The sequence below is a fragment of the Paenibacillus curdlanolyticus YK9 genome (assembly GCF_000179615.1).
Taxonomy (GTDB): Bacteria; Bacillota; Bacilli; order Paenibacillales; family Paenibacillaceae; genus Paenibacillus_T; species Paenibacillus_T curdlanolyticus.
Genome location: NZ_AEDD01000003.1, coordinates 12,995 through 37,385, shown reverse-complemented (window position 1 = coordinate 37,385; position 24,391 = coordinate 12,995). Strand labels below are relative to the sequence as shown.

The 24,391-nt window shown below is 53.2% G+C and carries 23 protein-coding genes; 15 read left to right on the top strand and 8 right to left on the bottom strand.

All coding sequences use genetic code 11. The features are described from left to right. Window positions 1-7: 7 nt before the first annotated feature. From PAECUDRAFT_RS05955 to PAECUDRAFT_RS05920, 8 genes are all read left to right on the top strand, one after another. On the top strand, window positions 8-775 hold the full coding sequence (locus PAECUDRAFT_RS05955; RefSeq protein ID WP_040711769.1) for a thioesterase II family protein: 768 nt from the start codon (window positions 8-10) through the stop codon (window positions 773-775). Next, window positions 775-2,235, top strand: coding sequence for a CoA-acylating methylmalonate-semialdehyde dehydrogenase (locus tag PAECUDRAFT_RS05950; RefSeq protein ID WP_006037219.1), 1,461 nt, complete (start codon window positions 775-777; stop codon window positions 2,233-2,235). Before PAECUDRAFT_RS05955 ends, PAECUDRAFT_RS05950 begins: the two co-directional genes overlap by 1 nt. Window positions 2,236-2,376: 141 nt before the next feature. Continuing rightward, entirely contained in the window at window positions 2,377-3,198 is an 822-nt protein-coding gene (locus PAECUDRAFT_RS05945; RefSeq protein WP_006037218.1) for a helix-turn-helix transcriptional regulator, read from the top strand. 84 nt (window positions 3,199-3,282) lie between these two features. After that, window positions 3,283-4,539: a cation:proton antiporter gene (locus PAECUDRAFT_RS05940; RefSeq protein ID WP_006037217.1), complete on the top strand. Its 1,257-nt coding sequence runs from the start codon at window positions 3,283-3,285 to the stop codon at window positions 4,537-4,539. A 556-nt stretch (window positions 4,540-5,095) separates the two neighbouring features. Then, on the top strand, window positions 5,096-5,524 hold the full coding sequence (locus PAECUDRAFT_RS05935) for an NUDIX domain-containing protein (RefSeq protein WP_006037216.1): 429 nt from the start codon (window positions 5,096-5,098) through the stop codon (window positions 5,522-5,524). Window positions 5,525-5,683: 159 nt separating this feature from the next. Further along, window positions 5,684-5,941 (top strand): excalibur calcium-binding domain-containing protein, encoded by a 258-nt coding sequence (locus tag PAECUDRAFT_RS05930; RefSeq protein ID WP_006037215.1) that lies wholly within the window; start codon window positions 5,684-5,686, stop codon window positions 5,939-5,941. Between the two features lie 284 nt (window positions 5,942-6,225). Beyond that, a complete protein-coding gene (locus tag PAECUDRAFT_RS05925) occupies window positions 6,226-8,511 on the top strand; it encodes an IPT/TIG domain-containing protein (protein ID WP_040711767.1) in 2,286 nt (761 codons plus the stop codon). Between the two features lie 219 nt (window positions 8,512-8,730). Next, window positions 8,731-10,185, top strand: coding sequence for a phosphodiester glycosidase family protein (locus PAECUDRAFT_RS05920; protein ID WP_006037213.1), 1,455 nt, complete (start codon window positions 8,731-8,733; stop codon window positions 10,183-10,185). Between the two features lie 364 nt (window positions 10,186-10,549). Here the strand turns inward: PAECUDRAFT_RS05920 and PAECUDRAFT_RS05915 are convergent, their stop codons facing one another. Together PAECUDRAFT_RS05915 and PAECUDRAFT_RS05910 are read right to left on the bottom strand one after the other, a co-directional pair. Beyond that, entirely contained in the window at window positions 10,550-10,828 is a 279-nt protein-coding gene (locus tag PAECUDRAFT_RS05915; RefSeq protein WP_006037212.1) for a hypothetical protein, read from the bottom strand. 80 nt (window positions 10,829-10,908) lie between these two features. Continuing rightward, window positions 10,909-11,205 (bottom strand): DUF3055 domain-containing protein, encoded by a 297-nt coding sequence (locus tag PAECUDRAFT_RS05910; RefSeq protein WP_006037211.1) that lies wholly within the window; start codon window positions 11,203-11,205, stop codon window positions 10,909-10,911. 243 nt (window positions 11,206-11,448) lie between these two features. On the opposite strand from PAECUDRAFT_RS05910, the gene PAECUDRAFT_RS05905 reads away from it, so the two are divergent. Next, the gene (locus tag PAECUDRAFT_RS05905) at window positions 11,449-12,456 is read left to right on the top strand and encodes an HRDC domain-containing protein (protein WP_006037210.1); all 1,008 of its coding nucleotides are present in this window, start codon (window positions 11,449-11,451) and stop codon (window positions 12,454-12,456) included. 35 nt (window positions 12,457-12,491) lie between these two features. Here the strand turns inward: PAECUDRAFT_RS05905 and PAECUDRAFT_RS05900 are convergent, their stop codons facing one another. After that, entirely contained in the window at window positions 12,492-13,541 is a 1,050-nt protein-coding gene (locus PAECUDRAFT_RS05900; RefSeq protein WP_006037209.1) for a zinc dependent phospholipase C family protein, read from the bottom strand. 132 nt (window positions 13,542-13,673) lie between these two features. On the opposite strand from PAECUDRAFT_RS05900, the gene PAECUDRAFT_RS05895 reads away from it, so the two are divergent. The 6 genes from PAECUDRAFT_RS05895 (at window position 13,674) to PAECUDRAFT_RS05870 (ending at window position 20,157) form a co-directional block, all read left to right on the top strand. Next, the gene (locus PAECUDRAFT_RS05895; protein ID WP_006037208.1) at window positions 13,674-14,132 is read left to right on the top strand and encodes a chemotaxis protein CheX; all 459 of its coding nucleotides are present in this window, start codon (window positions 13,674-13,676) and stop codon (window positions 14,130-14,132) included. A 154-nt stretch (window positions 14,133-14,286) separates the two neighbouring features. Further along, on the top strand, window positions 14,287-15,069 hold the full coding sequence (locus PAECUDRAFT_RS05890; RefSeq protein ID WP_006037207.1) for an SDR family NAD(P)-dependent oxidoreductase: 783 nt from the start codon (window positions 14,287-14,289) through the stop codon (window positions 15,067-15,069). A 49-nt stretch (window positions 15,070-15,118) separates the two neighbouring features. Continuing rightward, complete coding sequence (locus PAECUDRAFT_RS05885; protein ID WP_006037206.1) at window positions 15,119-16,630, top strand: DEAD/DEAH box helicase; 1,512 nt, start codon at window positions 15,119-15,121, stop codon at window positions 16,628-16,630. Between the two features lie 108 nt (window positions 16,631-16,738). After that, window positions 16,739-17,938, top strand: a complete 1,200-nt coding sequence (locus PAECUDRAFT_RS05880) for an S-layer homology domain-containing protein (RefSeq protein ID WP_006037205.1) — start codon at window positions 16,739-16,741, stop codon at window positions 17,936-17,938. Between the two features lie 142 nt (window positions 17,939-18,080). After that, on the top strand, window positions 18,081-18,848 hold the full coding sequence (locus PAECUDRAFT_RS05875) for an ABC transporter ATP-binding protein (RefSeq protein ID WP_006037204.1): 768 nt from the start codon (window positions 18,081-18,083) through the stop codon (window positions 18,846-18,848). Next, window positions 18,784-20,157, top strand: a complete 1,374-nt coding sequence (locus PAECUDRAFT_RS05870; RefSeq protein ID WP_158306233.1) for an ABC transporter permease — start codon at window positions 18,784-18,786, stop codon at window positions 20,155-20,157. The genes PAECUDRAFT_RS05875 and PAECUDRAFT_RS05870 overlap by 65 nt, the downstream gene beginning before the upstream one ends. 13 nt (window positions 20,158-20,170) lie before the next feature. Here PAECUDRAFT_RS05870 and PAECUDRAFT_RS05865 read toward each other — a convergent pair whose 3' ends face one another. Genes PAECUDRAFT_RS05865 through PAECUDRAFT_RS05845 form a run of 5 tightly spaced genes read right to left on the bottom strand, consistent with a single transcriptional unit; the run spans window position 20,171 to window position 24,325 of the window. Next, window positions 20,171-21,853 carry an ABC1 kinase family protein gene (locus PAECUDRAFT_RS05865; protein WP_006037202.1) on the bottom strand — a complete coding sequence of 561 codons (1,683 nt, stop codon included), beginning with the start codon at window positions 21,851-21,853 and terminating at the stop codon, window positions 20,171-20,173. Next, window positions 21,850-22,245, bottom strand: a complete 396-nt coding sequence (locus tag PAECUDRAFT_RS05860) for a phasin family protein (protein WP_199558732.1) — start codon at window positions 22,243-22,245, stop codon at window positions 21,850-21,852. Before PAECUDRAFT_RS05860 ends, PAECUDRAFT_RS05865 begins: the two co-directional genes overlap by 4 nt. A gap of 50 nt (window positions 22,246-22,295) precedes the next feature. Next, window positions 22,296-23,075 (bottom strand): DUF817 domain-containing protein, encoded by a 780-nt coding sequence (locus PAECUDRAFT_RS05855; protein WP_040711761.1) that lies wholly within the window; start codon window positions 23,073-23,075, stop codon window positions 22,296-22,298. Between the two features lies 1 nt (window position 23,076). Next, the gene (locus PAECUDRAFT_RS05850) at window positions 23,077-23,472 is read right to left on the bottom strand and encodes a GNAT family N-acetyltransferase (RefSeq protein ID WP_006037199.1); all 396 of its coding nucleotides are present in this window, start codon (window positions 23,470-23,472) and stop codon (window positions 23,077-23,079) included. Window positions 23,473-23,491: 19 nt separating this feature from the next. Beyond that, window positions 23,492-24,325 (bottom strand): HAD-IIB family hydrolase, encoded by an 834-nt coding sequence (locus tag PAECUDRAFT_RS05845; protein WP_006037198.1) that lies wholly within the window; start codon window positions 24,323-24,325, stop codon window positions 23,492-23,494. Window positions 24,326-24,391: the final 66 nt, after the last annotated feature.

The window sequence follows — 24,391 nt, the reverse complement described above, 5'->3', positions numbered from 1 at the left end:
ATAGTGAATGATGAATACGGTGATGATTAATCGTTCATGGCTGTTATGCCAAAAACCAAACCCGGCGGCGCGCATGCGGCTTGTCTGCTTCCCTTATGCTGGCGGGAATGCGCGAATCTATGATTCGTGGGCGGCTAGCATGCCGGCAGAGCTGGAGCTGCATGTCGTGCAGCTGCCTGGCAGAGGCAATCGATTCGCTGAGCCGCTGTGCTCGCATATTTCCGAGATCGTACCCGTATTGGCGAAGGAAATTATGGCGGTCGCCGACAAGCCGCTCGTTTTCTTCGGCCACAGCATGGGCGCATTGCTCGGCTTTGAGGTGGCGCGCCAGCTGCGCAGCACGTATGCGAAGCCGATTGCGCATCTATTCGTCTCCGCCTTTAAAGCGCCTCATCTGCCTCGCATGAAAACCGAGCGCTATCGGCTAAGCGATGAGGATTTGATTGAAGAGCTTCGCCATTTTAACGGGACGCCGGAAATTCTGTTGAAGGACAAAGAGCTGATGGATATGTTCCTGCCGGTGATGCGAGCGGATTTGGAAGTTTGCGAGACGTATGCGTACACGGATGAACTGCCGCTGCCATGCCCGATTACAGCCTTCGGCGGCTTGTATGACCAAGGGATCACGCCGAATGAATTAAGCGATTGGTGCGAGCAGACGAGTGAGGGATTCCAATTGGAGCTGTTCCAAGGCGATCACTTTATCGTGCACAGCCACCGCAATGAAATGCTGGATTATATGAAAAAAGCAGTCAATCCGATGGGGGTATATTAATGCCGATTTTAACCGAGTCCGGAACGTTAGCTAATTTGATTGGCGGCAAATGGGTCCATTCTTCGTCGCTGACGAAAGATCCGGTGTATAACCCGGCAACGGAGGAAATATTGGCGCATGTCCCGCATTCCTCCATCGATGATGTGGACAAGGCCGTTCAAGCGGCGAAGACGGCTTTCGAATCATGGAGCAAAGTGCCGGTTCCTCGCCGCGCAAGAATTTTGTTCAAATACCAGCAGCTGCTGGTCGAGCATTGGGAAGAGCTCGCTCGCATGGTTACCGAGGAGAATGGCAAGAGCTACACGGAAGCCTACGGGGAGGTGCTGCGCGGCATCGAATGCGTGGAGTTCGCATCGGGCGCTCCGTCGCTGATGATGGGCAAGCAATTGCCCGACATCGCAACCAATATGGAGTCCGGGATGTACCGGTATCCGGTCGGCGTCGTAGGCGGGATTACGCCGTTCAATTTCCCAGTCATGGTTCCTTGCTGGATGTTCCCGCTGGCTATCGCTTGCGGCAACACGTTCGTGCTTAAGCCCTCGGAGCGGACGCCGATTCTTGCTAACCGCTTGGCTGAGCTATTCATGGAAGCCGGATTGCCGGATGGCGTGCTCAATATCGTCCACGGCACGCACGATGTGGTGAATGGCTTGCTGACGCATCCGGACGTCAAATCGATTTCATTCGTCGGCTCCCAGCCAGTTGCGGAGTACGTGTACAAGACAGGCGCTGCTTTTGGCAAAAGGGTGCAGGCATTGGCTGGCGCCAAGAACCATTCAATCGTAATGCCCGACGCGGATTTGGATGCAGCGGTGAATCAAATCGTGACGGCTGCCTTCGGTTCGGCAGGCGAGCGCTGCATGGCGATTTCGGTCGTCGTTGCAGTCGGCGAAATCGGCGATCAGCTGGTGGAGAAGCTGGTCGAAGCCTCCGACCAGATCCAGATTGGGAACGGGCTGGACGAAGGCGCGTTCCTCGGGCCCGTCATTCGACAGAGCAATAAAGCGCGTACCGTGAGCTATATCGAATCGGGCGAGCATGAAGGCGCGGACTTGAAGCGGGATGGCCGGCAAGATGCGGAGTCGAGGCGGGAGGGCTATTTTATCGGTCCTACTATTTTTGACAACGTGACCTCGGAGATGAAGATTTGGAAAGATGAAATTTTTGCGCCATTATTGTCGGTCGCTCGCGTGAATACGCTGGAGGAGGCCATCGCGCTGGCGAATCGGTCTGATTATGCCAACGGAGCTTGCATCTTCACGACGAATGGGAGCTATGTCCGCCAATTCCGTGAAACGATTGACGCTGGCATGCTCGGCGTTAATGTGGGCGTTCCCGCCCCAATGGCCTTCTTCCCATTCTCCGGCTGGAAAAAATCATTTTACGGCGACCTGCATGTGAATGGTCCCGATGGCGTTGAATTTTACACGCGCAAAAAAATGGTAACGGCAAGATGGTAAACGGATTTGGGGCCGACTGGCCCCAATCATAAGATTGAAGGGAGTGGCTCCAGAGGCGGTCGTCGAAGCCAAAATCTATATTATAAAAGGGGATCGATTGATAGACGAGAGACGTTCTAACATTAAAGGAGACTCATTCAAATGAAAAGCTTATTTAATGATTTGAACACCGACAACAAGCGTTTTTGGATCGAAGTGGATGACCTGGACTGGAGCGTACTATCCCAGCTCAATCAATGTTATCGAACAGCAAACAATGGCGGTGGAACAGACAAGCGCCCGACAGCGTTAAGCGCGGCCGTCGCCGAGCAGTTTCAATCGATTACGGCCGTTTTCAGGCAAATGATGGAGCCGTTGAGCCGATCCTTGCTGATGCCTCATCTGTTCCTGCTGCTAACGCCCGATGCGCAGGTGATCGATTACGAAGGGACCTCGAATGTGATCGACAACCTGCATGTGCTCGGCATTCATAAGGGATGCTCGCTTGATGTGAATACGGCCGGCATTAATGCCGCCTCGCTTTGCCAGCAGACGAATAAGCTGTCCGTTGTCAAAGGGAACGAGCACACGCTGCACAAATTTTGCAACAACTACGGGTTATGCGCCCCTATCTATAATCAGGATACGATCGTAGCCATGCTGGGCTTGACGTTCGATCTATTGTACCAAACCAATTTTGCCATTCCCGTGCTCGTTCAAGCCATTCAAGGAATCGAGCAGCATTTGAAGCCGAATGCGATGATGGAGCAGCAAAAAGTATTTTCGGAGTTTGATCAATACAAGCTCACCCCCCGCGAGAAGCAAATCGGGTACGAGTGGCTGGAGAACAAGACGGTTCAGTATATCTCCGCTAAACATAAAATTAGCGAGCTAACCGTCAGAACGTTCATTAAACGCATTTATAACAAAGTCAATGTGTGCAGCAAAGGCGATTTCATTCGCAGGTTTTATCTCCATTCCTGACGGTTTCTTGGCTTCAAAAATACGTATCATTGGAGTGATCATATTGATGAATTTCCAGAATACCCGTAATCGTGGTGATCGTGGATGAATCTGCAGCCGAGCTTTTTGTTTCTCGTATTAGCTTCAATTGTAGTCGTCTTGATCTGCTGTAGAGTCGTGGGCAAATTGTTCAGTATGGTGGGACAACCTCAGGTCATTGGCGAAATGGTAGCGGGCATTATTTTGGGACCACTGCTGTTTGGCTCCTTGTTTCCCGGTTTTATGACGCATCTGTACACGCCTGAGGTCAAAAGCGTGCTCTATGCCATCAGCAACATCGGCCTTACCATTTACATGTTTCTAATCGGTCTGGAGCTGGATACCAAAAATCTAAATCGGGGCCAGCTGGCGCGTTCCGGCATCCTCGCTTCATCGGGGTTGGTGCTGCCGTTCATCCTTGGTGTCGTGACGGCATTGTATCTCTACCAGACCGTGCTCACGACCGATTCCAGCCTGCTGACGGTCAGTTTGTTTTTTGGCGTTGCGTTTTCCGTCACGGCTTTCCCTGTATTGTCGAGAATTTTAGAGGAAAAAGGGCTTCTTCGTACCAAAATGGGCTCGCTCGTTCTGATGGCGGCGAGCTTCGACGATGCGCTGGCATGGTGCTTGCTGGCGATAGTAACATCGTTGGCAACTGCCAAGAGCGCATATGGAGGGCTAGGCTCGCTCGGCTTATGCCTCTGTCTCGTGCTTGTCCTGTTTTTCGTCGTACGCCCGATTCTCAAACGGTTGGACCGTAGTGCAGATCATAAGCTGACGACAGGCTTATTCGCAGTAGTTATCATCCTTCTGCTCGCAACAGGGGCGGCGGCTGATTATATCGGGGTACATTCCGTATTTGGCGCGTTTCTCCTTGGCCTGTCGATTCCGAGAACAGCAGCTTATATGAAGCTGGAGGAAAAGCTGAAGGAACTGGTTAACATTTTGTTCGTTCCGATTTTCTTTGCTTACGCTGGCATGAGCATGAATATCAAAAATATTAGCATGGGCATGCTGATTGCTTTTTCCCTTATTTTCTTCATGGCGGTGCTGGGAAAATACGGCGGCTGCTCGTTCACGATGCGCCGAATGGGCTTCTCCTGGCGCGAAGCTTCGGCAGCGGGAGGGCTGATGAACGCCAAAGGAACGATGGGGCTGATCATCGCCAACATCGGGTTCACGTACGGCATCATCGATCAGTCGATGTACTCCTTGTTTGTCCTGCTCGCCGTCATCACATCCGTGATGGCCGTCGTCATTTACAACTTATCGATTAAGGAGAAGGGCGACTCCTACTACTTGTTTTCCAAGAGAGTCGGTTAGCGCTGATCGACAGCAATGATGGAAGTGGGCGTTGCGCGCGAATAGGGCACAGAAATCTGCCCTATTCGGCTAGAAGTGAGCGTTGCGGGCGAATAGGGAACACAAATCTTCCCTATCCGGCTGGAAGTGGGCGCAGTGTGCGAATAGGGAAGAGAAGTCTGCCCTATTAGGCTGGAAGTAGGTGCGGCGCGCGAATAGGGAATAAAAATCTGCCCTATCCGGCTAGAAGTGGGTGCGGCGCGTGAATAGGGCAGAGAAATCTGCCCTGTCCGTCCAGAAGTGGGCGTTATGGGCGAATAGGGAATATAAATCTGCCCTATTCGGTCAGAGGTCGGCGTGGCGAGCGAATAGGGAATAAAACTCTGCCCTATTCGGTCAGAAGTCGGCGTGGCATGCGAATGAAATAAAGTAGGCGGCGCGGGATAATCCCGCGCCGATTTTTATTTTTACCCGGAATGGAATGATGGTCCAAAGGAGGAAGAAGGAAATCTAGCCATTCGTTAAGAACTCAGTTAGTCATTATAGGTTTTTGGGCATTTCAAGAGGAGGCATTACGTTGAGGAACCATCCTAATTACAGAATTGCGGTAGAAATCGTCATATTGCACGAAAGCAAAGTGTTGTTAACCAAACGGGCGGAGCATGTGGAGGTAGGGCCGGGCGAATGGTGCGTGCCATCCGGCAAAGTCAAATATGAAGAAATACCAATCGAAGCTATGTATAGAGAAGCAATGGAGGAAACGAACCTTGAGGTCGAGCTTATAAAAGAATTGGATCAACGCACGTTTAAAGGGAGAAGCACGGTTGAAGAAATATATCGGTTAGTCTTCACGTATCTGGTCAAGCCAAAGCTTGATCAAATTGACCGCCTCGCCATTAACGACGAGCATTCGGAATATGTCTGGGTGACCAAGGAAGAATTAAACGATTCTAAATTCGAGTCACTCCATCCGACGCTTAGGAGACTTTTGGTGGAGTTGCATTAAACAAATGATAGCGGTAACTAGTGTCGCTTCGGTAGGCTTGCTTTTTTTTTTAGAAAAAACCTCTAGCATTTAGTTTACAAAAGTTTACTTCTTATCCATGCCATAAGTTTGCTATTATTATATTAGTAGATTAGCTCGATCGAAGAAGGAGAGATCACTTTGAAGAAAATCGCATTAACCGCGCTTGCTGGAGCTCTGTTCTTGGGGACGCTCTTAACTGACACAGCCGATGCCAAAGCGACGACTTACAAAAATTGCACCGAGCTGAACAAAGTTTACCCGGGCGGTGTAGCGCGGGCAGCGAACGTGAAAAATAAAGGCGGCAAAACGAAGTATAAGCCATATGTCTCGCAAGAGCTTTATGATGCCAACAAAAAAAGCGATCGCGACAAGGATCTTATCGCTTGCGAGAAATAAGGCAAAAGAAACCGTAAGGGGCGACCCTTGCGGTTTTTCTTTTCTCTATTTGCAGGCTAATAAATTTGGGAGAATTATCCGATATAGTAATGTTGTCGCCTAAGAAAATACAGAGGAGAGAAGAAAAAGTGAAAACTGTACAAAGATTGACGTGTAGCGTTATGAGTTTGATGTTGCTGTTAAGCTTCCTGACGTTTATACCTCACGTAAATGCGATTTCCGCTCCGACAGTTACGAGTTTGTCCCCAAACAGCGGCCAATTAGAGGGTGGGGATCTTCTTTATGTGAATGGAAGCAATTTTGCATCCGGGGCAAAAGTCTATTTCGGATCAGTCCAATCCCCCTCAGTAACGCTTTCTACGAGTGCTAGGCTGAAAGCAACCGTCCCGGCGGGCACCGCGCTGGGCGCAGTTGATGTAACGGTTGTCAATGCGGATGGAGGACAAGCGACGCTTATAGGCGGATACACGTACGTTGCGCCGCCACCGCCGCCATCTCCGGCTATTACGACGTTATCCCCCAATTATGGTGTTCTTGCTGGTGGAGACACTATTTATGTGAATGGAAGCAATTTTGTGAACGGGGCGAAGGTGTTTTTCGGTTCCATTGAAGCGACGGCGGTAACGTACACTTCAAGCGTGAGGCTGAAGGCAACCGTGCCAGCCGGTGCTGCTGCAGGGACAGTTGATGTGACTGTGAAAAACCCTAACGGGACGGAAGGAACGTTGGCGAACGGCTATACGTATTTAGCGCCAGCGACTGCTCCTGTCCTTACCGATGTATCTCCTAACAGCTACGCGCTAACAGGCGGTCTCTCTGTTTATATTAACGGAAGCAATTTTTCTACAGGCTCGCGAGTGTTATTCGGCTCGAATGAAGCGACAGGCGTAACCTATGTTTCTAGCACGAAGCTTATAGCAATCGTACCTGCCGGCGCTGCGCTAGGCTTGGTTGACGTCACGGTCATCAAAGCGGACGGGGCGCAAGCGACGCTTGCCAATGGTTTTACGTATATAGCGCCGCCGCCGCCTCCCGCACCTTCCATTACCACAATGTCCTTCTATAGCGGATCGTTGGCTGGCGGGGAGAGCCTTTATCTGAATGGAAGCAATTTCACATCAGGTACAGTCGTATATTTCGGATCGAATCTAGCTTATATTAGTAACCACAATTCAAGCGTCAGGCTGACAGTGATCGTACCAGCAGGCACAGCAGCTGGGGCAGTTGACGTGAAGGTTGTGAATCCCAACGGAACGCAAGCGATTCTCAGCAACGGATACACCTACTTAGCGCCGCCACCGCCGCCAGCGCCAGTCATAACGTCATTATCGGATAATAGCGGTTACCTGGCGGGCGGCCTTGATGTTTATGTGAATGGAAGCAACTATAATTCGGGAACGAAGGTTTTTTTCGGATCCATTGAGGCTACCAATGTAACGTTCCTATCTGCGATTAAACTTAAAGTGACGGTTCCCGCAAGTGCGGTACTGGGATCGGTAGATGTCACGGTCATTAATCCGGACGCAACGCAGCCTACGCAGGGAACGCTTGTGAACGGGTATACGTACAAGCTCCTTCCTACGCCAACCATTACAGGCGTATCTCCGAACAGTGGACAACTGGCAGGCGGGGAAACCGTCTACATTAACGGAAGCGACTTCTCGGCAGGCTCCAAAGTATACTTCGGCACGAAGGAAGCGGCGCTCATCAACTTCTCCAGCACGCAGCTTGCCGTACATGCGCCTTCGAGCACGTCGGTTGGTGCTGTGGATGTCTCGATCGTCAACTATGACGGAACGCAAGGCATGCTGACAAACGGGTATACGTACCTGGCGCTGCCGGCTCCCGAGATCGACCAAGTTGCGCCTAACAGCGGACTGCTCGCAGGCGGCGAGCATGTTTTTATTAGCGGAAGTCATTACCAGCAAGGGGTAAAAGTTTATTTTGGCACAGCAGAGGCTTCAATTGTTACCTACTATGCTGACGGCTATTTAGAAGTGCTTGCGCCTGAATCGCTAATTGCGGGCGCCGTTGATGTTCAGGTTGTTAATCCGGATAATCAATCGGTTGTGCTTGCATCAGCTTATACGTATAGAAGCGCAGCAGATCCTAACGAAAGACAAGATACGCTGAATGACGTCGGCAATGTCCAAATCACGAGCATTACAGCTGCGAATGAAGGCCGAGTCGACTATGGCTCTGGCGAGAAATGGCGCGCAGGAAGCGCGGTGCCGATGACCGTAGAAGGAGTTGTATACGACGATAACGGAAATCCGTTGTCCAATGAGCATATGAGCTTCCGCTTCCTAGGTCATATCACGCCTGGTACTGCGAAGCAGGTTGAGTTTGTTACCGATGCTAATGGACACTTCCGATTCCAGTTCGTGCTTCCTCCAGCAGTAGGGGAAGAGTCTTATTCCTTGCCTCTTTCGACTCATTACTTTGATATCGTAGAAATTCAATTCTATGAGGGCAAATATGATTCGTCTGATGCAGCAGCTTCCCGCTTCATTACAAATGCAAGCGACAGCAGCATCTATCACTTTGCCTATTCCTATTACCATGGCTAATCAAATCTGCACAAAGAAACCGTAAGGGCGTGCCCTTACGGTTTTCTATGTTTATTTCCTTATCATTTCAGCGTAATCGCAATTCGATCTTCCTTCGGCAGCCATTCCACCGTCGCGCCAAGCTGCTCGCTAATGAATCGAAGCAGCTGCCTTCATAATTGCTTCCAATCAACCGATGACTACCAATAGCAGAATAATCGAAATGGAGGGCTGATAGGCATGAAAGGAATATCTCAAGTGAGCGGTCGAATTGCGCATGCTGCTCGGGTGGCGGCGGCAACGGCATTGCTGGCAGCGTTGACCGCTGGAGCTGCAGGAGATTGGCATACAGAAGTATTCGGAGGCGATGGCGGAAGGATCGTTGAACACGGCGACTGGGCAGTCGCTGCTGCTGCCGGCAATGGAGCGGGAGCCACTGCCAATGTCATCTTGAAATATGCCGTGAAGCAAGAATCGGTGAAGGTTAGCCAACGCATCTGGCTGAAGGAGAAGCTGTCGCTTTCGGAGCAGGTGGCCATTAGCTTCGCATCGGGAAATCCAGCCGTCGCCCGAGTGGAAGCGAACGGCTTGTTAACCGGTGTAGCTGCGGGTAAGACGAATGTGACCATTACGGTTACGACGGGCGGATATACCGGCAGGCTGACGCTGCCTGTTGTCGTTGCTGCGGCAGCGCCAGTAGGTTCGCCGAAGAAGGCACAGGTCAAGGTAAGCGTTTCAGGCAAAACCTATACGGTACAAACGGTCACCGTTCCGAAGGGGACGCCGGTTACGGCGGGCATCGCGGGTAGGGCGGTCGGGCAAGTCCAGTCGCTCAAGGCGATGGCGAATAACTATAAGGCCGACGTAGCGGTCAACGGCACCTTCTTCGAAGCCTACAACGGGCCAACTGATCCATATGGCACGATTATTGCGGATGGAGAAGTCGCGCATGTCGGCAATTATGGGACGACGATTGGCTTCTCGACGGACGGCGCGGTCAAAATGGATGCGCTGCGCGTTCGCGTTCTGGGCGGAACGGATGGCCAAAACAATTGGTCAGGCAATTGGTATGCCTATTTCATTAATCGAACGCCGGTGAAGGGCAGCACCTCTGCCGTTTTATTCACGCCCAAACGGGGCGCGCGCATCGGCTTTGCTTACGGCACAGCGATTACGGTGAGCGGCGGCATCGTAACGAAAATCGAGAAAAACGTGAACGCGGCGATTCCGAAAAACGGTTTCGTTGTCGTGTTTATGGGCAGCGAGGAGCATCTGGCCAATCGGTTCAAGATTGGGCATGAGGCTCATTACGAGACGGTGCTGCAGGATGTGAATGGAAATAAAGTGGATTGGAGCCGCGTGCATACCGCGATTGGCGCAGGGCCCCGACTGGTGCGCAATGGCGCCGTATCGCTCGATGCGGCGGCGGAAGGCTTCCGCGATGACAAAATTTTAACATCGGCGGGCGCGCGGAGCGGGATCGGCATCAAGCAGGACGGCACGATCATTATCGCAACCGTACCGGGCGCAACGATGAAGCAATGGGCAGCCATTATGCAGAAACTAGGCGCTTACCAAGCAATGAATCTGGATGGCGGGGCATCTTCGGGCTTATATATGCAGGGCCAGACGGTCACAGCGGAGGGCAGGCTGCTGAGCAATGCGCTGCTGTTCGGCAGCAAGCTTCATTATTAAAAGGTAAACTGTGAGCGTGAGGGTGCCCTTCACGCTCACGGTTTACGCTAACGGACCCAGGAAACGCTATTTGCGGATATTTGGCGCTTTTCTTAAGCTAACGGACCCAGTCGCCGTTATTCATCGGATTTGGCGCCAAATCCTTGCTCTGTCTGCGAAATAACGGCCGTGGAGTCCGTTACATTTACAGCAAGCGTTTTTCTGCCCAAATAACGTCATTGAGATCCGCAAGAAATTGGAAGCGCCGGATCGGCTTCAAATGAAATCTTCAGAACCTCCTCGAAAGATAGCAAGGGCTAAACCATGAAAAAACGGCATCCCTGCGTATTGCGCTGGATGCCGTTTGTTTGTGTGCGATCGTCGCTTATGGCTCATCTTGTACTTCAGGAATAGCGTGTCCGCGTACGTCTTCACCAGGGTAATCTCGCTCCATACCGGCATGAAGAGCATGGTTCTCATAATCGAATCGACTCGCATTCTGTTGATCGATCCGCCAAGGCTGGCTCTTGCTGACCGTTGCGGGGTGCAGATCAGCCCCATACGGCCCTTCCGGGAATTCCTCAAGATTCAAGTCATTGCGCTGGGACTCTACTGCCGCGAAGTCCGTGTAGCGGTTGCGCTTCTCGTCGGTGAACCGGTTCATGACACACCCCTTATTTAGACGTAGGCCGGAACGAGAATTGTTCTTCTTCTCTTCCGCTCCACAGATAAGATTGCCCTGAATCAGTCGGTAAAATTCACCGTTCCGACGACAAGCTGGAGAAATTGGTTAAGTTCATCCGCTTCCTCGGCTGTAAGCTTGAATGTATGCTCGAGATACCCTTCTTCTTCCAAATCATCCGCGCCGATGATGGCCGTTTTGCCGATCTGCAAATCCGTGACCAGCTTCTTGCCATAGAAGCGATTCGTAGTCGTCACTGCAAGGTCAAACCGTTTCATGCTTGGCCCAATGAACGTCACGAAGCGCGTCGACGTCTCTTCGGTGGAGTCGGACATGAAATCATAATCAGGGAGAAGCATAGGATAAAGCCTCCATTTCGGTTATACATAATGCCCCCATCATATCATTGGCTTATGCAGGCAGGCAAACGAATCCGCGCATTTTGTAGTTGTACAGATTGGAAAATGATGCTATATTTAGAGCAGTTGAATGTTTGGACATGAGGAGGCACCTCTACCGCTTATGCGGGGGAGGTGCCTCCTTTTTTTGCGTGGACCGGGTCTAATATTCAGCCTACATTGAAGATAAGAGAGGGATGCAGGATGCAGGTTGTATTTATGAATACGTTTGATCGCGTAGATGGGGAGCAGAATGGGAACGGGGCGCATGTATCCATTTGTGAGCATGAGGGAGCTTGGATGGTGCTGTGGACAGAAGAAGCGATGAGCGAGGCAGACCAGGGAGGTGAAGATGTTGCGACTTGGTACGAAGGCACATCGTGGGAAGAGATGCTGGCCTCATTCCGGCATGGCATTGCCATGAAGATGGGAGAAGGATATTCGCCGATCATTGATAGCATGCTGGAGGAGAAAAAGGGCCATCAAGGCGGGATCGTCGCGATGATGCAATGTTACGGCGAGCTTCATGCCGATGAGGCGTTGTACGAGGAGCTGCGCGAATGGCGGCGGCGGACGGCTGCGAATCACCGCAAATCCGCGTATATGGTAGCGACGAACCGGATGCTATGGATGATCAGCGCATTCAAGCCGCATGAAGCGAAGGAGCTGGCGCAAATTCCGGGCTGGGGCGAGGCGAAGCAGAACGCTTATGCGGAGGATTTGCTTGCGGTTACGGCAAAGTTCGAGCGAGAGACGACGTTCCCGTTGGATTGGGTAACGCAGACGCTCGATTCCAAAGTGTTCATGCAATGGCTGTATAAGCAGAAGGAGCTCAAATACAAAGGGCAGATGACCCGCCATCAAGAGAAACGCCAGATTTTGCAGGCGATTTCGGAGGGGCGCACCTTGGCCGAGCTGCAAGCTGAGCTCGAGATGAATAGGCGCCACCTGATCGAACGGATAGAGCAGCTGGAATCGGAAGGTTACGACATGGCCTCGATTATGCAGAGCGAATTGTCCGAAATGCCGGATGAGGAGCAGCAGTCCGTGCTGCAAGCATTCGAGGCAGTAGGCGATAAATATCTCAAGCCTGTGATGCAGCATGTTTACGGAGAAGAAGGAATGGCCGATCGACCGCTTGATCAGATTTATGATCGCCTAAGGTTTCTTCGGATGGCCTATCGGCGAAACAAAAAGCACGAAGCGGTCTAAGCCGCTTCGTGCCTGGCGTTACTGGCAGTGCTGGATTAGCCGGTTACTTCTCCCGGCATATCGGCGGTATCCGCGATCCGGATGCCGCCATCGGGCCAGATCGGGTCGGCGAATCGAATCGATAATCCGCTGTTGCACGCCAACCCCGTTTCGTAGGAGCGGCTGCCGAGCAGCTCCGTGACGGCTTCGCGCAGCTCGAAGGAACGATTCAGCTCGAGCTCAGCCGTTGCCGCCCGCGCCGCATTCGTTATACTCGTTCCTCGAATCATTTCGAGCGCGGCGGCTGTTACGGCTAGGCCGTCCTCAATTGCTTGATCCCATAATGTCCAAGCGCTTGTGGTATACAGCGTAACACCGTCGGAAGGATCAAGCCAAGGATGCTCGTTCTCGTTCATCCAATCGTACTTCGGAATATCTCTGCGGAAGGCGAAAGGTTCGATTTTGCCAAATGTTAACAGGCGTCGAATGCCCGTCGGGTCATAAAACACCCGTTGCGCACTGATCATATCGCGCAATGCTTCATTCCAGCTCTCTCGCGTAATTTGGGAGGCCAGCTCAGGGTAACGCACGGCGGCGATGCTCTCGAATGTCTCAAGTATCGTATCAGGGAATGGGCCCTTCACCGCAATTTCCTTCCATACAGGCGTTTTCCACGTTTCGATTCCACGAAGCTTATGCGCAACGATCGTATCCATGGCAACCTCGAATCGCTGATGATCCCATTTGCGGAAGCCGGATCGGCTGAATACATAAGGATGAAGGTTGCGGTCCAGCACATGATGCAGCACGAAGCCCAGCGCATAGGCTGTGGCATGCTGCTCCTCGGCTTGCGAATGGCGGCCGCTGACGGCATCCAGCAGGTCCATAAGCACGGGACCGCATTCCCGCTGATGCATGGCTGTTCCCAGCTCGTTCATAACGGTACTTTTGTGCCATGGAAGATATCGATGATAGAATAGAAAATCCGGGCCTTGGCAGCCCATGTTGAACCACTTGCAAGTCGTTTCGTCTCTAAGTAAATCCTGTTCTCCGAGACGTTCCAGGATCGTATGTCCGAATAGGAAATGTGCCCAAACGTTCGGCATGATGTTCCTCCCTTAGATGGGTATAAAGAACCATTCGTCGACAAAATAGTATACTTGTCCTAATGATTTAAGTATAATGGATACAAATAACGGAAGCACGCGAACGCTGTCGAAAAGGGGCGCTACCTCTACATGAAAGCAGAGTACATCAATCCGTTTTTGGAATCAGCCATTATAGTAATCGAGCAAGTCGCTCAAGTTAAGCCGGCGCCAGGAAAGCCCGGTTTAAAGCAATTCACGCTCGTCGAAAATTACATATTTATTCAAATTGGCATTCATGGTCAAGTTTCAGGCAATATCATATTTGGCATTAGCGAGCAGGTTGCAGTGAAAATCGTATCCGCCATGATGGGCGGGTTCACGATCGCAGCCATCGACGAGATTGGCCGAAGCGCCATCTCGGAGCTAGGCAATATGATAAGCGGCAATGCGAGCACGCTGCTTTACAATCAAGGCGTGCATGTCGATATTACGCCGCCGATTGTCGTGAATTCGCCGGATGTGTCGTTGGAGATGGCGAAAACGTTAACCATTCCGCTCATTATGGAAGGGCTCGGGGAGCTAGACATCCAATTCTTAATCGCATCGTAACACGAAAAGGGCTCCCGCGGGAGCCTTTTTCTATGAAAGATGAGAAAGGATTAATGTTTGGCCCACGATTCTCATCGCATGGACGGCAGGTGCAGCCGTCTTTTTTTTGCGTGTCATAGTGGGATGAAGTACACTAGTAGCAGGTGATGCGATAATGATTAACGGGAAAAAAATCGTCATAACGGGCGCTTCTAGCGGCTTAGGACTGCTAGCGGCATCGATGCTCGTTGCGCAGGGGGCGACGGTTGCGCTGACGGGTCGCAATATGTCGAAGCTTGAGCAGGCGGCTGCTCGACTGCCTGGCGGGGTGAGCCGTTACAAGCTGTTTACGCTCGATGTAACGAATGCAAATCAGGCTTCGAGCGTGCTGGCTCAGATTTGGAACGAGATGGGCGGCATTGACGTGCTGGTGAATAATGCCGGCTTCGGTTTGTTCGAGCGGCTGGTTGATGCGCCGCTTGAGCATTTTGAACAAATGATGGATACGAATTATATGGGAGCGGTCCGCTGCACCAAAGCTGTGCTGCCGCTTATGCTTCAGCGCGGAAACGGACAGATTGTTAATATTGCTTCAATTGCGGGCAAGATCGGTACGCCTAAGTCGACGGGCTATACGGCATCCAAGCATGCGATGCTCGGATTTACGAATGCGCTTCGGCAGGAGCTTCAGGGCTCGGGGATTGTCGTATCTGCTGTTAACCCCGGACCGTTCGATACGCCATTCTTTCAGATCGCTGATCCGGACGGCTCTTATGTGAGCAATGTGAAGGGGTTCATGATGAAGCCGGAGCGGGTGGCGAATGCTGTCGTACGCGTGATTGACCGCCAGAAGGCAGAGATTGATTTGCCGGGCTGGGCCTCAATAGGCGCCAAGCTTTATCAGCTGTTTCCCCGGTTGTCTGACAGAGTGGCGGGCCGCTGGTTGAATAAGAAGTAGCATGGGAACGGACAAGAAGGACTACGGATAATGGAAAGAGGAAACGAAAATGGGATCCAAATGGACTGAAATTGGAATCGGACAGCCGCTTGCGGATGCGCTTGAAGCAGCGGGCATCAAGGAGCCGACAGCTGTTCAGAGCGAAGCGATTGCCGCACTGCTGGCAGGCGCGGATGTTACGGCGCGCTCGCAGACGGGAAGCGGCAAGACGCTGGCTTTCTTGCTGCCGATGCTGGAGCAGCTGGACAGCGCTAGCTCCGCCGTACAGGCGGTCGTGCTAGCGCCAACGCAGGAGCTGGCTATGCAAATTACGCGAGTAGCGCAGGCGTATGGCGAAGCGGTAGGCATTCGCGTCGTCTCGTTGATTGGCGGAGCTGCGATGTCCCGGCAGGTCGAGAACCTGAAGAAGCATAAGCCGCAGCTTGTGGTCGGTACGCCAGGACGCATTCATGAGCTGGCCGCCGGTCGCAAGCTGAAGTTAAGCTCGGTCACGAAGGTCGTGATCGACGAGGCGGATCAAGTGTTTAACCTTGGTTCTGTACGAGAGGTGGATGTCATTCTCAAAGGGACGTCCCGCGAGCGGCAAGTGGCCTTCTTCTCGGCGACGCGCCCGGAAGAGATGGCGGGAATGGAACGGAAGTGGATGCGCGAACCGAAGCTTGTAGATGTATCGGGCACCCAGCGGGTTGCAGAATCGATCAAGCATCACTTTATCGTCGTAGACAAGCGGGATAAAGTTGATGTCGCGCGCAGGCTCGTGCGCCTCATTAACCCTTCCGCAGCGCTTTTGTTCCTTAACGATACCGAAAATATTGCGCAATGGGAATCGAAGCTCCGCTACGAGGGCTTCTCGGTTGAAATGCTTTATGGCGACGCAAACAAACAGCGCCGTTCAGTAACGCTCGACCGCTTCCGCAGCGGAAGCTGCAAGCTGCTGCTGGCGACGGATGTTGCAGCTCGCGGCTTGGATATCGAAGGCCTGCCGCTTGTTATTAATTTGGACCCGCCTATTGATGCGGATCACTACGTCCATCGGGCGGGCCGTACCGGCCGCATGGGCAAGCCGGGCGTCGTGATCTCGATTATTACGTATCAAGAGCGGTTTATTATGGACAAGTTCTCCAAACGGCTTGGCATTGATCTAACGGAACGCGTGATGATGCGCGGCAAGCTATGCACGCCTGAAGAGGCGCGGCAATTCGGCGCGTCTGGCGAGAACCGCCGCACTGGCGGGTCGCAGGATCGCGAACCGAGAGCGCGGATTAGCGGCGATCGACCGGTTCGTGGCGGAAGCGACATGGAGGCCAAAGGCACGCGAGGCAAGGAAGAGCGTGCAAAGACGGCAAGCACGAGCGCGAGCGCATCATTCGAGGCGAAGCCTGTGCCAATGGAACGGCCGGCTGCAATGCGCAAGGAGAAGGCTGTCGCTGCTGCGAAGCCAGCAAAGAGCAAGCCGCCTCTATCGAAGAAGCAGCAGCTTAAGGAGAAGAAGGATAAAGGCGCGCCAAAATGGTTGAAGGCAAAACGCAGCGAAAATAATAGCGAAAATAAAATCGAATAATTTTTAGAAGCCACCCCCTGAAAGTGAAACCGACCGTCCGAATGATATGGGCGAGAGGGAAAATACGGCATGAAACCGTAATCACACACAGGAGAGGTGGCTTTTTTAATGAAAACAACGAACTGGAAGAAATTTGCAATCTCCTCGCTAGCTGTAATGACCTTGATGAGCGGTGCTTCTACTGCTTTCGCGAAGGACCATGGGCATGATGACAAAGGCAAAGGCGACAAGGATGACAATAAAGGCAAAAACGAAGTTACGATTAACATCAACTTCTCCGATGAAGAGGATATGAAATGGGCGACGGAATATATCGTTCGCCTTGCATCGAAGGGCGTATTCACGGGCTACGAGGACGGATCGTTCAAGCCGGCTCAAAAAATTTCGCGCATCGAGACGATCGTTGCTGCGGTTCGCTTGATGGGGCTGCGCGAGCAGGCTGAATCGGCGGCAGAGATGAGCACGGAACTTAACTTCAAGGATGCGGACCAGCTGAAGAAGAAGTATCCGTGGGCAGTCGGATACGTAGCTGTCGCTCTGGAAAATGACCTGTTCAGCGAAACGGAAGATTCGATTCAGCCTGAGAAGCCGGCTACTCGCCTATGGTCAGCGACGATTCTCGTCAAAGCGCTTAAGTTGGATGAGGAAGCAAAAGCGAAGGCGAACACGAAGCTAAACTTCAAGGATGCAAAACAAATTCCAGCAGGCTCCGTCGGCTATGTTGCCGTTGCGTTGGACAAGGGGATCGTAACCGGCTATAACGACAATACGTTCCGCCCGAATCAACAAGTTACGCGCGCCGAACTAGCTGCGCTGCTTGATCGCACCGATTCGCAGCTGCCTGACAACGATGCGCAAGCGATTACGGGCAGCCTGAAAGCAGCAGCGGCTAATGGTGCAATCACGGTTGTGAAGGCAGACAAAACCGAAGTGGCGCTGACGCTCGATCCGAACGTCTTTATTTTCCGCGACAATAAGAAAGCGACTGTAGCTGACCTGAAAGCTGGCGACGAAGTGCTCGTTCGCACGTTCCAGAACAAAGTGATCTTCATCGAAGTAACGAAGCTGGCGGCGGTACAGCCGACGACGACAATCGAATCGGGCACTCTTAATTCCTATTCCTTGAATGCGCAAGGCAAAATCGCGACGGTATCCATCATGAAACTGGTGAACGGCGTAGCGCAAGCAACGATCTACAACGTGGACGCAAACGTTGTGATCACGGGCGATTTCGCGAAGCTGGTGGCAGGCAACCCTGTTGACCTGACGGTTGAGAATAATGTTGTTAAGCTGATCGTAATTAAGTAGTAGTATTGCAAAAAGCTGCTTCGGGCGGAAAAACCGTCTGAAGCAGCTTTTTTGTGCTTTCCGACTTTATCAAGTCCGGTTGGAATTTCTTCTCACCTATTGAATCGGGTATAATGGGGCAATAGAGACGAGGTGATGAGGCATGTTGCCAGTATTGCAATTGGAATCATTAGTGGGCGGCTACAGCCCTAGAAGGCCGGTGCTGCATGGCTTGACGTTCAATGTCAAACCGGGTGAAATCGTCGGGCTGATCGGCTTGAACGGAGCGGGCAAAAGCACGGCGATTAAACATATTCTCGGGCTTATGGCGCCTCATTCGGGTTCGGTTCGCGTAAGCGGAGCGACCTTGGAGGAGCAGCCTGAGCTTTATCGGGGCTCCGTCGCATATGTGCCGGAATCGCCGGTATTGTTCGATGAATTGACTGTGGATGAGCATCTGCGGCTGACGGGCATGGCCTACGGCGTTGAAGGAGATGCTTTCGCCGAGCGGCGGGAAAGGCTGCTTGATGAATTTCATATGCGCGCCAAACGCGGCGCTTTTGCGGAGCATCTGTCCAAAGGGATGAAGCAGAAGGTCATGATTATGAACGCGCTTCTCGCGAATCCGCCTTTATACATTATCGACGAGCCCTTCCTTGGGCTGGACCCGCTCGGGATTCGGTCGCTGCTGGATCGCCTGGTTGAAGTGAAGAAGGCGGGGGCAGCGGTGCTGATGAGCTCGCATATTTTGTCTACGGTGGAGGCTTATTGCGACCGTTATATCGTGCTGCATCATGGCCGAATTGCGGCGATGGGTGCGCTGGATGATGTGCTGCAAGCCGCGGACATGCGAGGCGGTACGCTGGATGACGCCTTCTTCAAGCTGGTGTCGAGCACCGCGGGAGGCGGGGGAGCAAGCGATGGGCGATAAGGCGGAACAGTTGAAGGGGCTGGCCGCTCCCGAGTCGGCGAAGCGAGGCTCTGCTTTGCCGCCGGAGCCATTCGAGCCGGACAAGCTGTGGTCGATTCGCGCTGGAGCATTTCGCAAGGAAATAAAGCCTTACATGGGCTATATGGCAATGAGCGGATTTCCCGGCTTTATGATGCTGGGCATCATCGTGACGGCGATTGGCTATGCGCAGCTGCTGCGTCATTTGCCAGATGCTTTTCCGATCACGGCAGTAGGCGTTATTTTGCTGATGGCTGCCGTATGCTGGAGTCCCCTGCGCACGTGGCTGCTGCCCGCTGACAGCGTGTTTCTGCTGCCGCGCGAAGCGGCAATGAAACGTTATATGCAGCGTTCGTTTCGTTACAATGGCCTGCCGGGCATGCTGGGCGTCGCGGCGGCGCTGCTTGTCTATTGGCCTTTGTACACCCATGGAAACGGAGTGGCCGGAGCTTGGGTGCTCCTTGTCGCATTAGCGGCGCTTAAGGCTGGCAATATCGCCGGAGCGTGGCAGGAGAGAAAGGCTGCCGAGCCGTCATCCCGGATTACGCTGCGGCTGCTGCGCTGGGCGCTGACGGCGCTAACTTTAGCTGCATTATTGCGTCTTGTCCCGTGGAAAGCGATAGCATTTGGGCTGCTCGCTGGCTTGCTGCTTGCTGCCTTGCACCGGCTGCCTCGCAGGCATCGCATGCCGTGGGATACGCTCATTCGCGAGGAGGCGAAAACGCGTAGAAGGTATTACCGCTTCTTCTCGTTCTTCATCGATGTGCCGACGCATGCCCCTCGCATTGCAAAGCGAGCGTATCTTGGCTGGATTGGGCAGCGAGTTCGTTTCGATCAGCACAATACATACGTGTACATGTACGCAATGACGCTCGTTCGGACGGAGCTTGGCGGCATGCTTGTGCGGATTTTACTGCTTGGCATGCTCGTCTTGTATTGGCTAGGCGATGCCGTATGGCTCGATGGCTGGGGGGCAATCGCCGTTTACGTCCTTTTTGCAGCCGTTATCGGGCTTCAACTCGGCACGCTCCGCCAATCGCATAAATACGCGGTTTGGCGCCACATTTATCCGCTGCCGGATCACAGGCGCGTCGAATCATTGATTCGCGTGGACCGTACCGCTTATCTGGCGTGCTTATTGCTTATATGGACGCCAGCATGTATTGTGCTTGCGGTGCATGGGGAATGGCTCGCGGCATTCGTTCCGCCGGTAGCGGCCGCGGCATATGGGTTCCTGCGGCGGCCAAGCGCTTTGCGGCGCAAGATTGCGAAGGATGCGGAGCTGGACTGATCGAGCCGAACCGTTAGAATCGGCCCGATCGGAAGATGGCATATAAGAGGAAAACAAACATTAGCGTGGCAATGCCGAAGCCGATCTCAATGACGGGGAACTGCCAGATGAACGTCGATTGGCGCCCGAGGGAGGAGCCGACAATAAGGCCAACCATAATTATGCTGAACGACAGCAATACGATGCTGAAGGAGAGGCGGTTGCCGACGCGATCCATCTTTTTCAGAAACGTGTCTAGCTCCGGTACGGATATATCGTGCCGGAGCTTTCCTTTGCGCAGCATGTTCGTGATATCGCGCAGCTTATCCGGCAAGTCGGCGATTAGGTCGGCATATTCGCCGACATGGCGAAGCGCCTGATCTGCGAAGGAGCGCGGATGAAGCCGGTCCAAAAACAGCCTGCGCCCGAACGGCTCCGCGACGTCGACGATGCTGAAGGTGGCGTCCAATGCAGACACGACGCCCTCGAGCGTCAGCAGCGTTTTGCCAAGCAGCGTGAAGTCGGAAGGAATGCGAATACGATGCGCATAAGCGACGGCGAATAGATCGGTGACGGACTCGCCAAGGCTCACTTGGCTCAGCGGTACATCGTAATATTTGTCGCGCAGCAGATCGATGTCGTCTCGGAGCTTGCGCATATCGGTTTCCTCGGGGATGGCACCCATCGCTTCGATCGCCCGAATGATGCCGCTTGTGCTGTTCCGCCTTAGCGAGATGATAAGCGATCCGAAATGCTGCTTCATTGCAGGCGTCAGCCGGCCGACCATGCCGAAGTCGAGCAGGCCAACAACGCCGTTGCTCATAATGACGAGGTTGCCCGGATGCGGATCTGCGTGAAAAAGGCCTTCGTCGAAAATTTGACGAAACAGCATCGTCGTCACGCGCTCCGCGATCTGTTTTGGCGAGAAGCCTAATTGCGAGAGCCCGTCCAGATCGGTCACCTTGCACCCTGACAGAAACTCCATCGTCAGCACGCGTCGGCTCGAATAATCCCAATAGATGGCCGGAATATGCACATGCTTATCCCGTTCCAGCGGCTTGGCCATTCGTTCGGCATTTCGGCCTTCAATCGTATAATCCAGCTCCGCGCGCAGCGAGTGGGCAAGCTCATTGACCATATCGCGCAGCTGATACCGCGCAGCCCATTCGAGCCGATGCTCAGCCATCCGGGACAGCTGCTCGAGAATCTCGAGATCGGTTTCGATACGCTCCCGAATGTTCGGCCGCTGAATCTTTACCGCGACCGGCCTGCCATCCGGCAGCTTGGCAAGATGAACCTGTCCGATCGAAGCAGCAGCGATGGGCTGCTCCTCGAATTCGGAGAATAGCTCGATGATGGATGCGCCGAGCTCGGATTCGAGCACAGCAGCCGCTTCCTGGAAGGGGATAGGCGGCACATGATCCTGAAGCTTTACGAGCTCTTCGATGATGTCAGCGGGAAGCAGGTCAGGGCGCGTGCTGGCAATTTGGCCGATTTTGATAAAAGTTGGCCCAAGCTCCTCAAGAAACAAGCGTACGCGTTCACCGGTCGTCTTGGACCCGGTGTCACGGCGTACGCTGGAGCGGAGCCCGGGCAGCGGAATGCGCTCCGCAAGCCCCAGCTCCTTCACGAGATAACCGAATCCGTTGCGGACGAACGCCTTGGCGATGTCCCGATATCGCTGCAAATGCCGAATTCGGCGATTCAGCCCGATCATTGCTCTTCCGTCGAGGCAGCAGGCGCGTCGGGAGCGTCGCTCGCCGCTTTGTCCAAGGCTGGCGAAGGCTGGTGCTGAGCGACGGCAGCTTCAAGCTCGGCTACGCGGGACGTCAGAGCGGCAACCTGCTGCTGAAGCTGGACATATTCGTCACGCGTCGTCAGATGGGCTTCATGCAATGCGCTTCGCACGTAATCCTTGAGCCGCGCATCGATGGACGCCTGCGCTTCTTGCCCTTTGCGGACGAGATCCTCAACCAGCTGCTTGGAGTCGGATTTGCTGACCTCGCCCTTGTTCACAAGCTCCTCGACCAGCTTCTCCGCTTGCTCCTTGGATGCTACCGCTGCACCTAATCCGAGTGATACTGCCTTCTGAATAAGATCCTTCATCATAGCGTAACCTCCTTGGTTTTGGTTCATTTAGGTTGATTCTACCACACTGGTTAAGTAACGCAAATTTGCTCTTTCCCCTTGAAGCGCTTGAGCTCCGTTATGATGATGATGGAAATAATGACAAGTAAAAACCAGGAGCCGAGCTTGCCGAGATGAACAAGTCGCCACACGCTCTCCTGATCGGGATACGCCCATGCACCCATGAAGGTCGATATATTTTCCGCGATCCAGATAAAGAAGGCGATCAAGAGAAAGCTGAGAATCACGTGCATTCGGTACGTTTGCCCATTGATCTTGTAGGTGAAGGTCGAACGCCCAAACACGGGCAGCAGCGCGAGCATTAGGAAGTATCGCACATCGAATAGATAATGATGGGTAAAAAAGTTCGCGTAGATCGCGACCGACAAGCTGATGCCCATCCAGACGGGCGGCCAGCCGCTGACGGCAATATCGAACCTGCGCCAGGCTTGGCATATATAGCTCGCAATGCTCGAGTACATAAATCCGCTATACAGCGGAACGCCGCCGATTTTGGTCCAGCCTTCGTCCGGATAAGACCATGAGCCCATCTGTACTTTATACAGCTCCAGCGCGAGTCCGATGAGGTGGAACACGATGATGACCTTGCATTCATCGAGCGTCTCTTGCTTCGTCCAGAGGAGAAGCCCCTGCATCACGATGCAGATAAGCAGGATCGCATCATAACGCGGAATGAAGGGAATCGGCATATATTTGGTTACTGCCATCGCGCCGAAAATGACGACAGCGAACATGCAGGAAATGGCTTGAATCCAGCCAAATCGTATAAATTGTGCCAGTCGTCGCTTCATACTAGCGGCTGCGCGGGATGAGATAAGCTTTGTCCGAAAGGGTGAAGCCGAGCTTCGGATAATAATCGACTGCGCCAGGCGCGGAAATCAGTACGAGCGAGCATTGCTCGCCGATTAGCGCTTTAACGTGATCGACGAGCACTGAGCCGATTCCGCTCTTCTGGTAGCCGAGATCGACGGCCAGATCCGAGAGGTAGCAGCAGTACGAATAGTCGGTCAAGGCGCGCGCAATGCCGACAAGGCGTTCGCCGTCCCAAGCGGACACGATGAGGTCAGCGTGGTCAATCATCTTTTGCAGACGTTCGAGATCCGTGTAAGGTCGTTTAATCGAGGAGCGCTCGAACACTTCGGATAGCTGCTGAGCCGTGACCGGTTTTTCAGTGGAATAAGTAATCATCGCAAAGTCTCCTTTTGGTTCACAAATATAAAGCTTCGATTTCTTTGGCGACGCCATCCTCATCATTGCTGCCAATTATGCGGCTTGCCATTAGCTTAAGCTCGCGATGCGCGCCTGATACGGCTAGTCGGGTGCCCGCTCGTTTGAACAGCCCAATATCGTTCAGATTGTCGCCGAATACGGTCACGTCCTCTGGCAGGCAGCCCACATGCTCGCACCATAGGCGCATCCCGTGCTCCTTATTGGCTAGCGGATGAGAGACTTCAAGGAAGTAATGATTGTCGATGTACGTATCCCGCATAAAATGAACATGCACCGCGGCGCCGTATCGGCCCGTAATGGCGTGGAACAATGGCTCAAGCTCCTCGCGCAGCCCAATGTAGGTCACGATTAGCGTTCGATAGGAGGGAAGGCATGAGAGCTGCTCCACCTCTGTGAAGCGAGGGTCGCCTGGGCGGCTTGCGTAAAACCGTTGATCGCCTTCCCGCGTTAACCGTTCATGCAGCACGCGTTCGCGATCCGTATCATCCAAGGCAAACAGAAGAGGAACGAGCGCCATCTCGCGGCCGAGCGCGATGATCGCATTCGTCGTCTCATTCGCCAGCCAATGCCCGCCGAGCACTTGGCGATTCACAGGATCGAAGAGCAGGCTCCCATTATATAGAACGAGTGGATAGCGCCAAAGGATTCGGGAGGTGACGGCCATCGAGCTCTGATAGCTGCGGGCTGTTGCGAAGCTGATGCAGTCGCCATTCTCAAGTGCATTATTGATGACGCGAACCGTGTAATCGGAAAGCTGGGCATCGGAGGTGAGCAGCGTGCCGTCAAGGTCAGTTAATAGGTATCGAGGCAAAGTTAGCGAACACTTCCTTTCCAAATATAAAAAAAGCCGAAGGCATGACATCTCATGACTTCGACT

Bases quoted from the DNA above. Each gene is read 5' to 3' on its own strand.
- PAECUDRAFT_RS05895 (WP_006037208.1), top strand. From the start codon at position 13,674: ATGAAAGCAGAGTACATCAATCCGTTTTTGGAATCAGCCATTATAGTA.
- PAECUDRAFT_RS05915 (WP_006037212.1), bottom strand. From the start codon at position 10,828: ATGAACCGGTTCACCGACGAGAAGCGCAACCGCTACACGGACTTCGCG.
- PAECUDRAFT_RS05875 (WP_006037204.1), top strand. From the start codon at position 18,081: ATGTTGCCAGTATTGCAATTGGAATCATTAGTGGGCGGCTACAGCCCT.
- PAECUDRAFT_RS05890 (WP_006037207.1), top strand. From the start codon at position 14,287: ATGATTAACGGGAAAAAAATCGTCATAACGGGCGCTTCTAGCGGCTTA.
- PAECUDRAFT_RS05855 (WP_040711761.1), bottom strand. From the start codon at position 23,075: ATGAAGCGACGACTGGCACAATTTATACGATTTGGCTGGATTCAAGCC.
- PAECUDRAFT_RS05880 (WP_006037205.1), top strand. From the start codon at position 16,739: ATGAAAACAACGAACTGGAAGAAATTTGCAATCTCCTCGCTAGCTGTA.
- PAECUDRAFT_RS05950 (WP_006037219.1), top strand. From the start codon at position 775: ATGCCGATTTTAACCGAGTCCGGAACGTTAGCTAATTTGATTGGCGGC.
- PAECUDRAFT_RS05850 (WP_006037199.1), bottom strand. From the start codon at position 23,472: ATGATTACTTATTCCACTGAAAAACCGGTCACGGCTCAGCAGCTATCC.
- PAECUDRAFT_RS05885 (WP_006037206.1), top strand. From the start codon at position 15,119: ATGGGATCCAAATGGACTGAAATTGGAATCGGACAGCCGCTTGCGGAT.
- PAECUDRAFT_RS05860 (WP_199558732.1), bottom strand. From the start codon at position 22,245: ATGATGAAGGATCTTATTCAGAAGGCAGTATCACTCGGATTAGGTGCA.
- PAECUDRAFT_RS05865 (WP_006037202.1), bottom strand. From the start codon at position 21,853: ATGATCGGGCTGAATCGCCGAATTCGGCATTTGCAGCGATATCGGGAC.
- PAECUDRAFT_RS05945 (WP_006037218.1), top strand. From the start codon at position 2,377: ATGAAAAGCTTATTTAATGATTTGAACACCGACAACAAGCGTTTTTGG.
- PAECUDRAFT_RS05955 (WP_040711769.1), top strand. From the start codon at position 8: ATGATGAATACGGTGATGATTAATCGTTCATGGCTGTTATGCCAAAAA.
- PAECUDRAFT_RS05870 (WP_158306233.1), top strand. From the start codon at position 18,784: ATGACGCCTTCTTCAAGCTGGTGTCGAGCACCGCGGGAGGCGGGGGAG.
- PAECUDRAFT_RS05940 (WP_006037217.1), top strand. From the start codon at position 3,283: ATGAATCTGCAGCCGAGCTTTTTGTTTCTCGTATTAGCTTCAATTGTA.
- PAECUDRAFT_RS05900 (WP_006037209.1), bottom strand. From the start codon at position 13,541: ATGCCGAACGTTTGGGCACATTTCCTATTCGGACATACGATCCTGGAA.
- PAECUDRAFT_RS05910 (WP_006037211.1), bottom strand. From the start codon at position 11,205: ATGCTTCTCCCTGATTATGATTTCATGTCCGACTCCACCGAAGAGACG.
- PAECUDRAFT_RS05905 (WP_006037210.1), top strand. From the start codon at position 11,449: ATGCAGGTTGTATTTATGAATACGTTTGATCGCGTAGATGGGGAGCAG.
- PAECUDRAFT_RS05920 (WP_006037213.1), top strand. From the start codon at position 8,731: ATGAAAGGAATATCTCAAGTGAGCGGTCGAATTGCGCATGCTGCTCGG.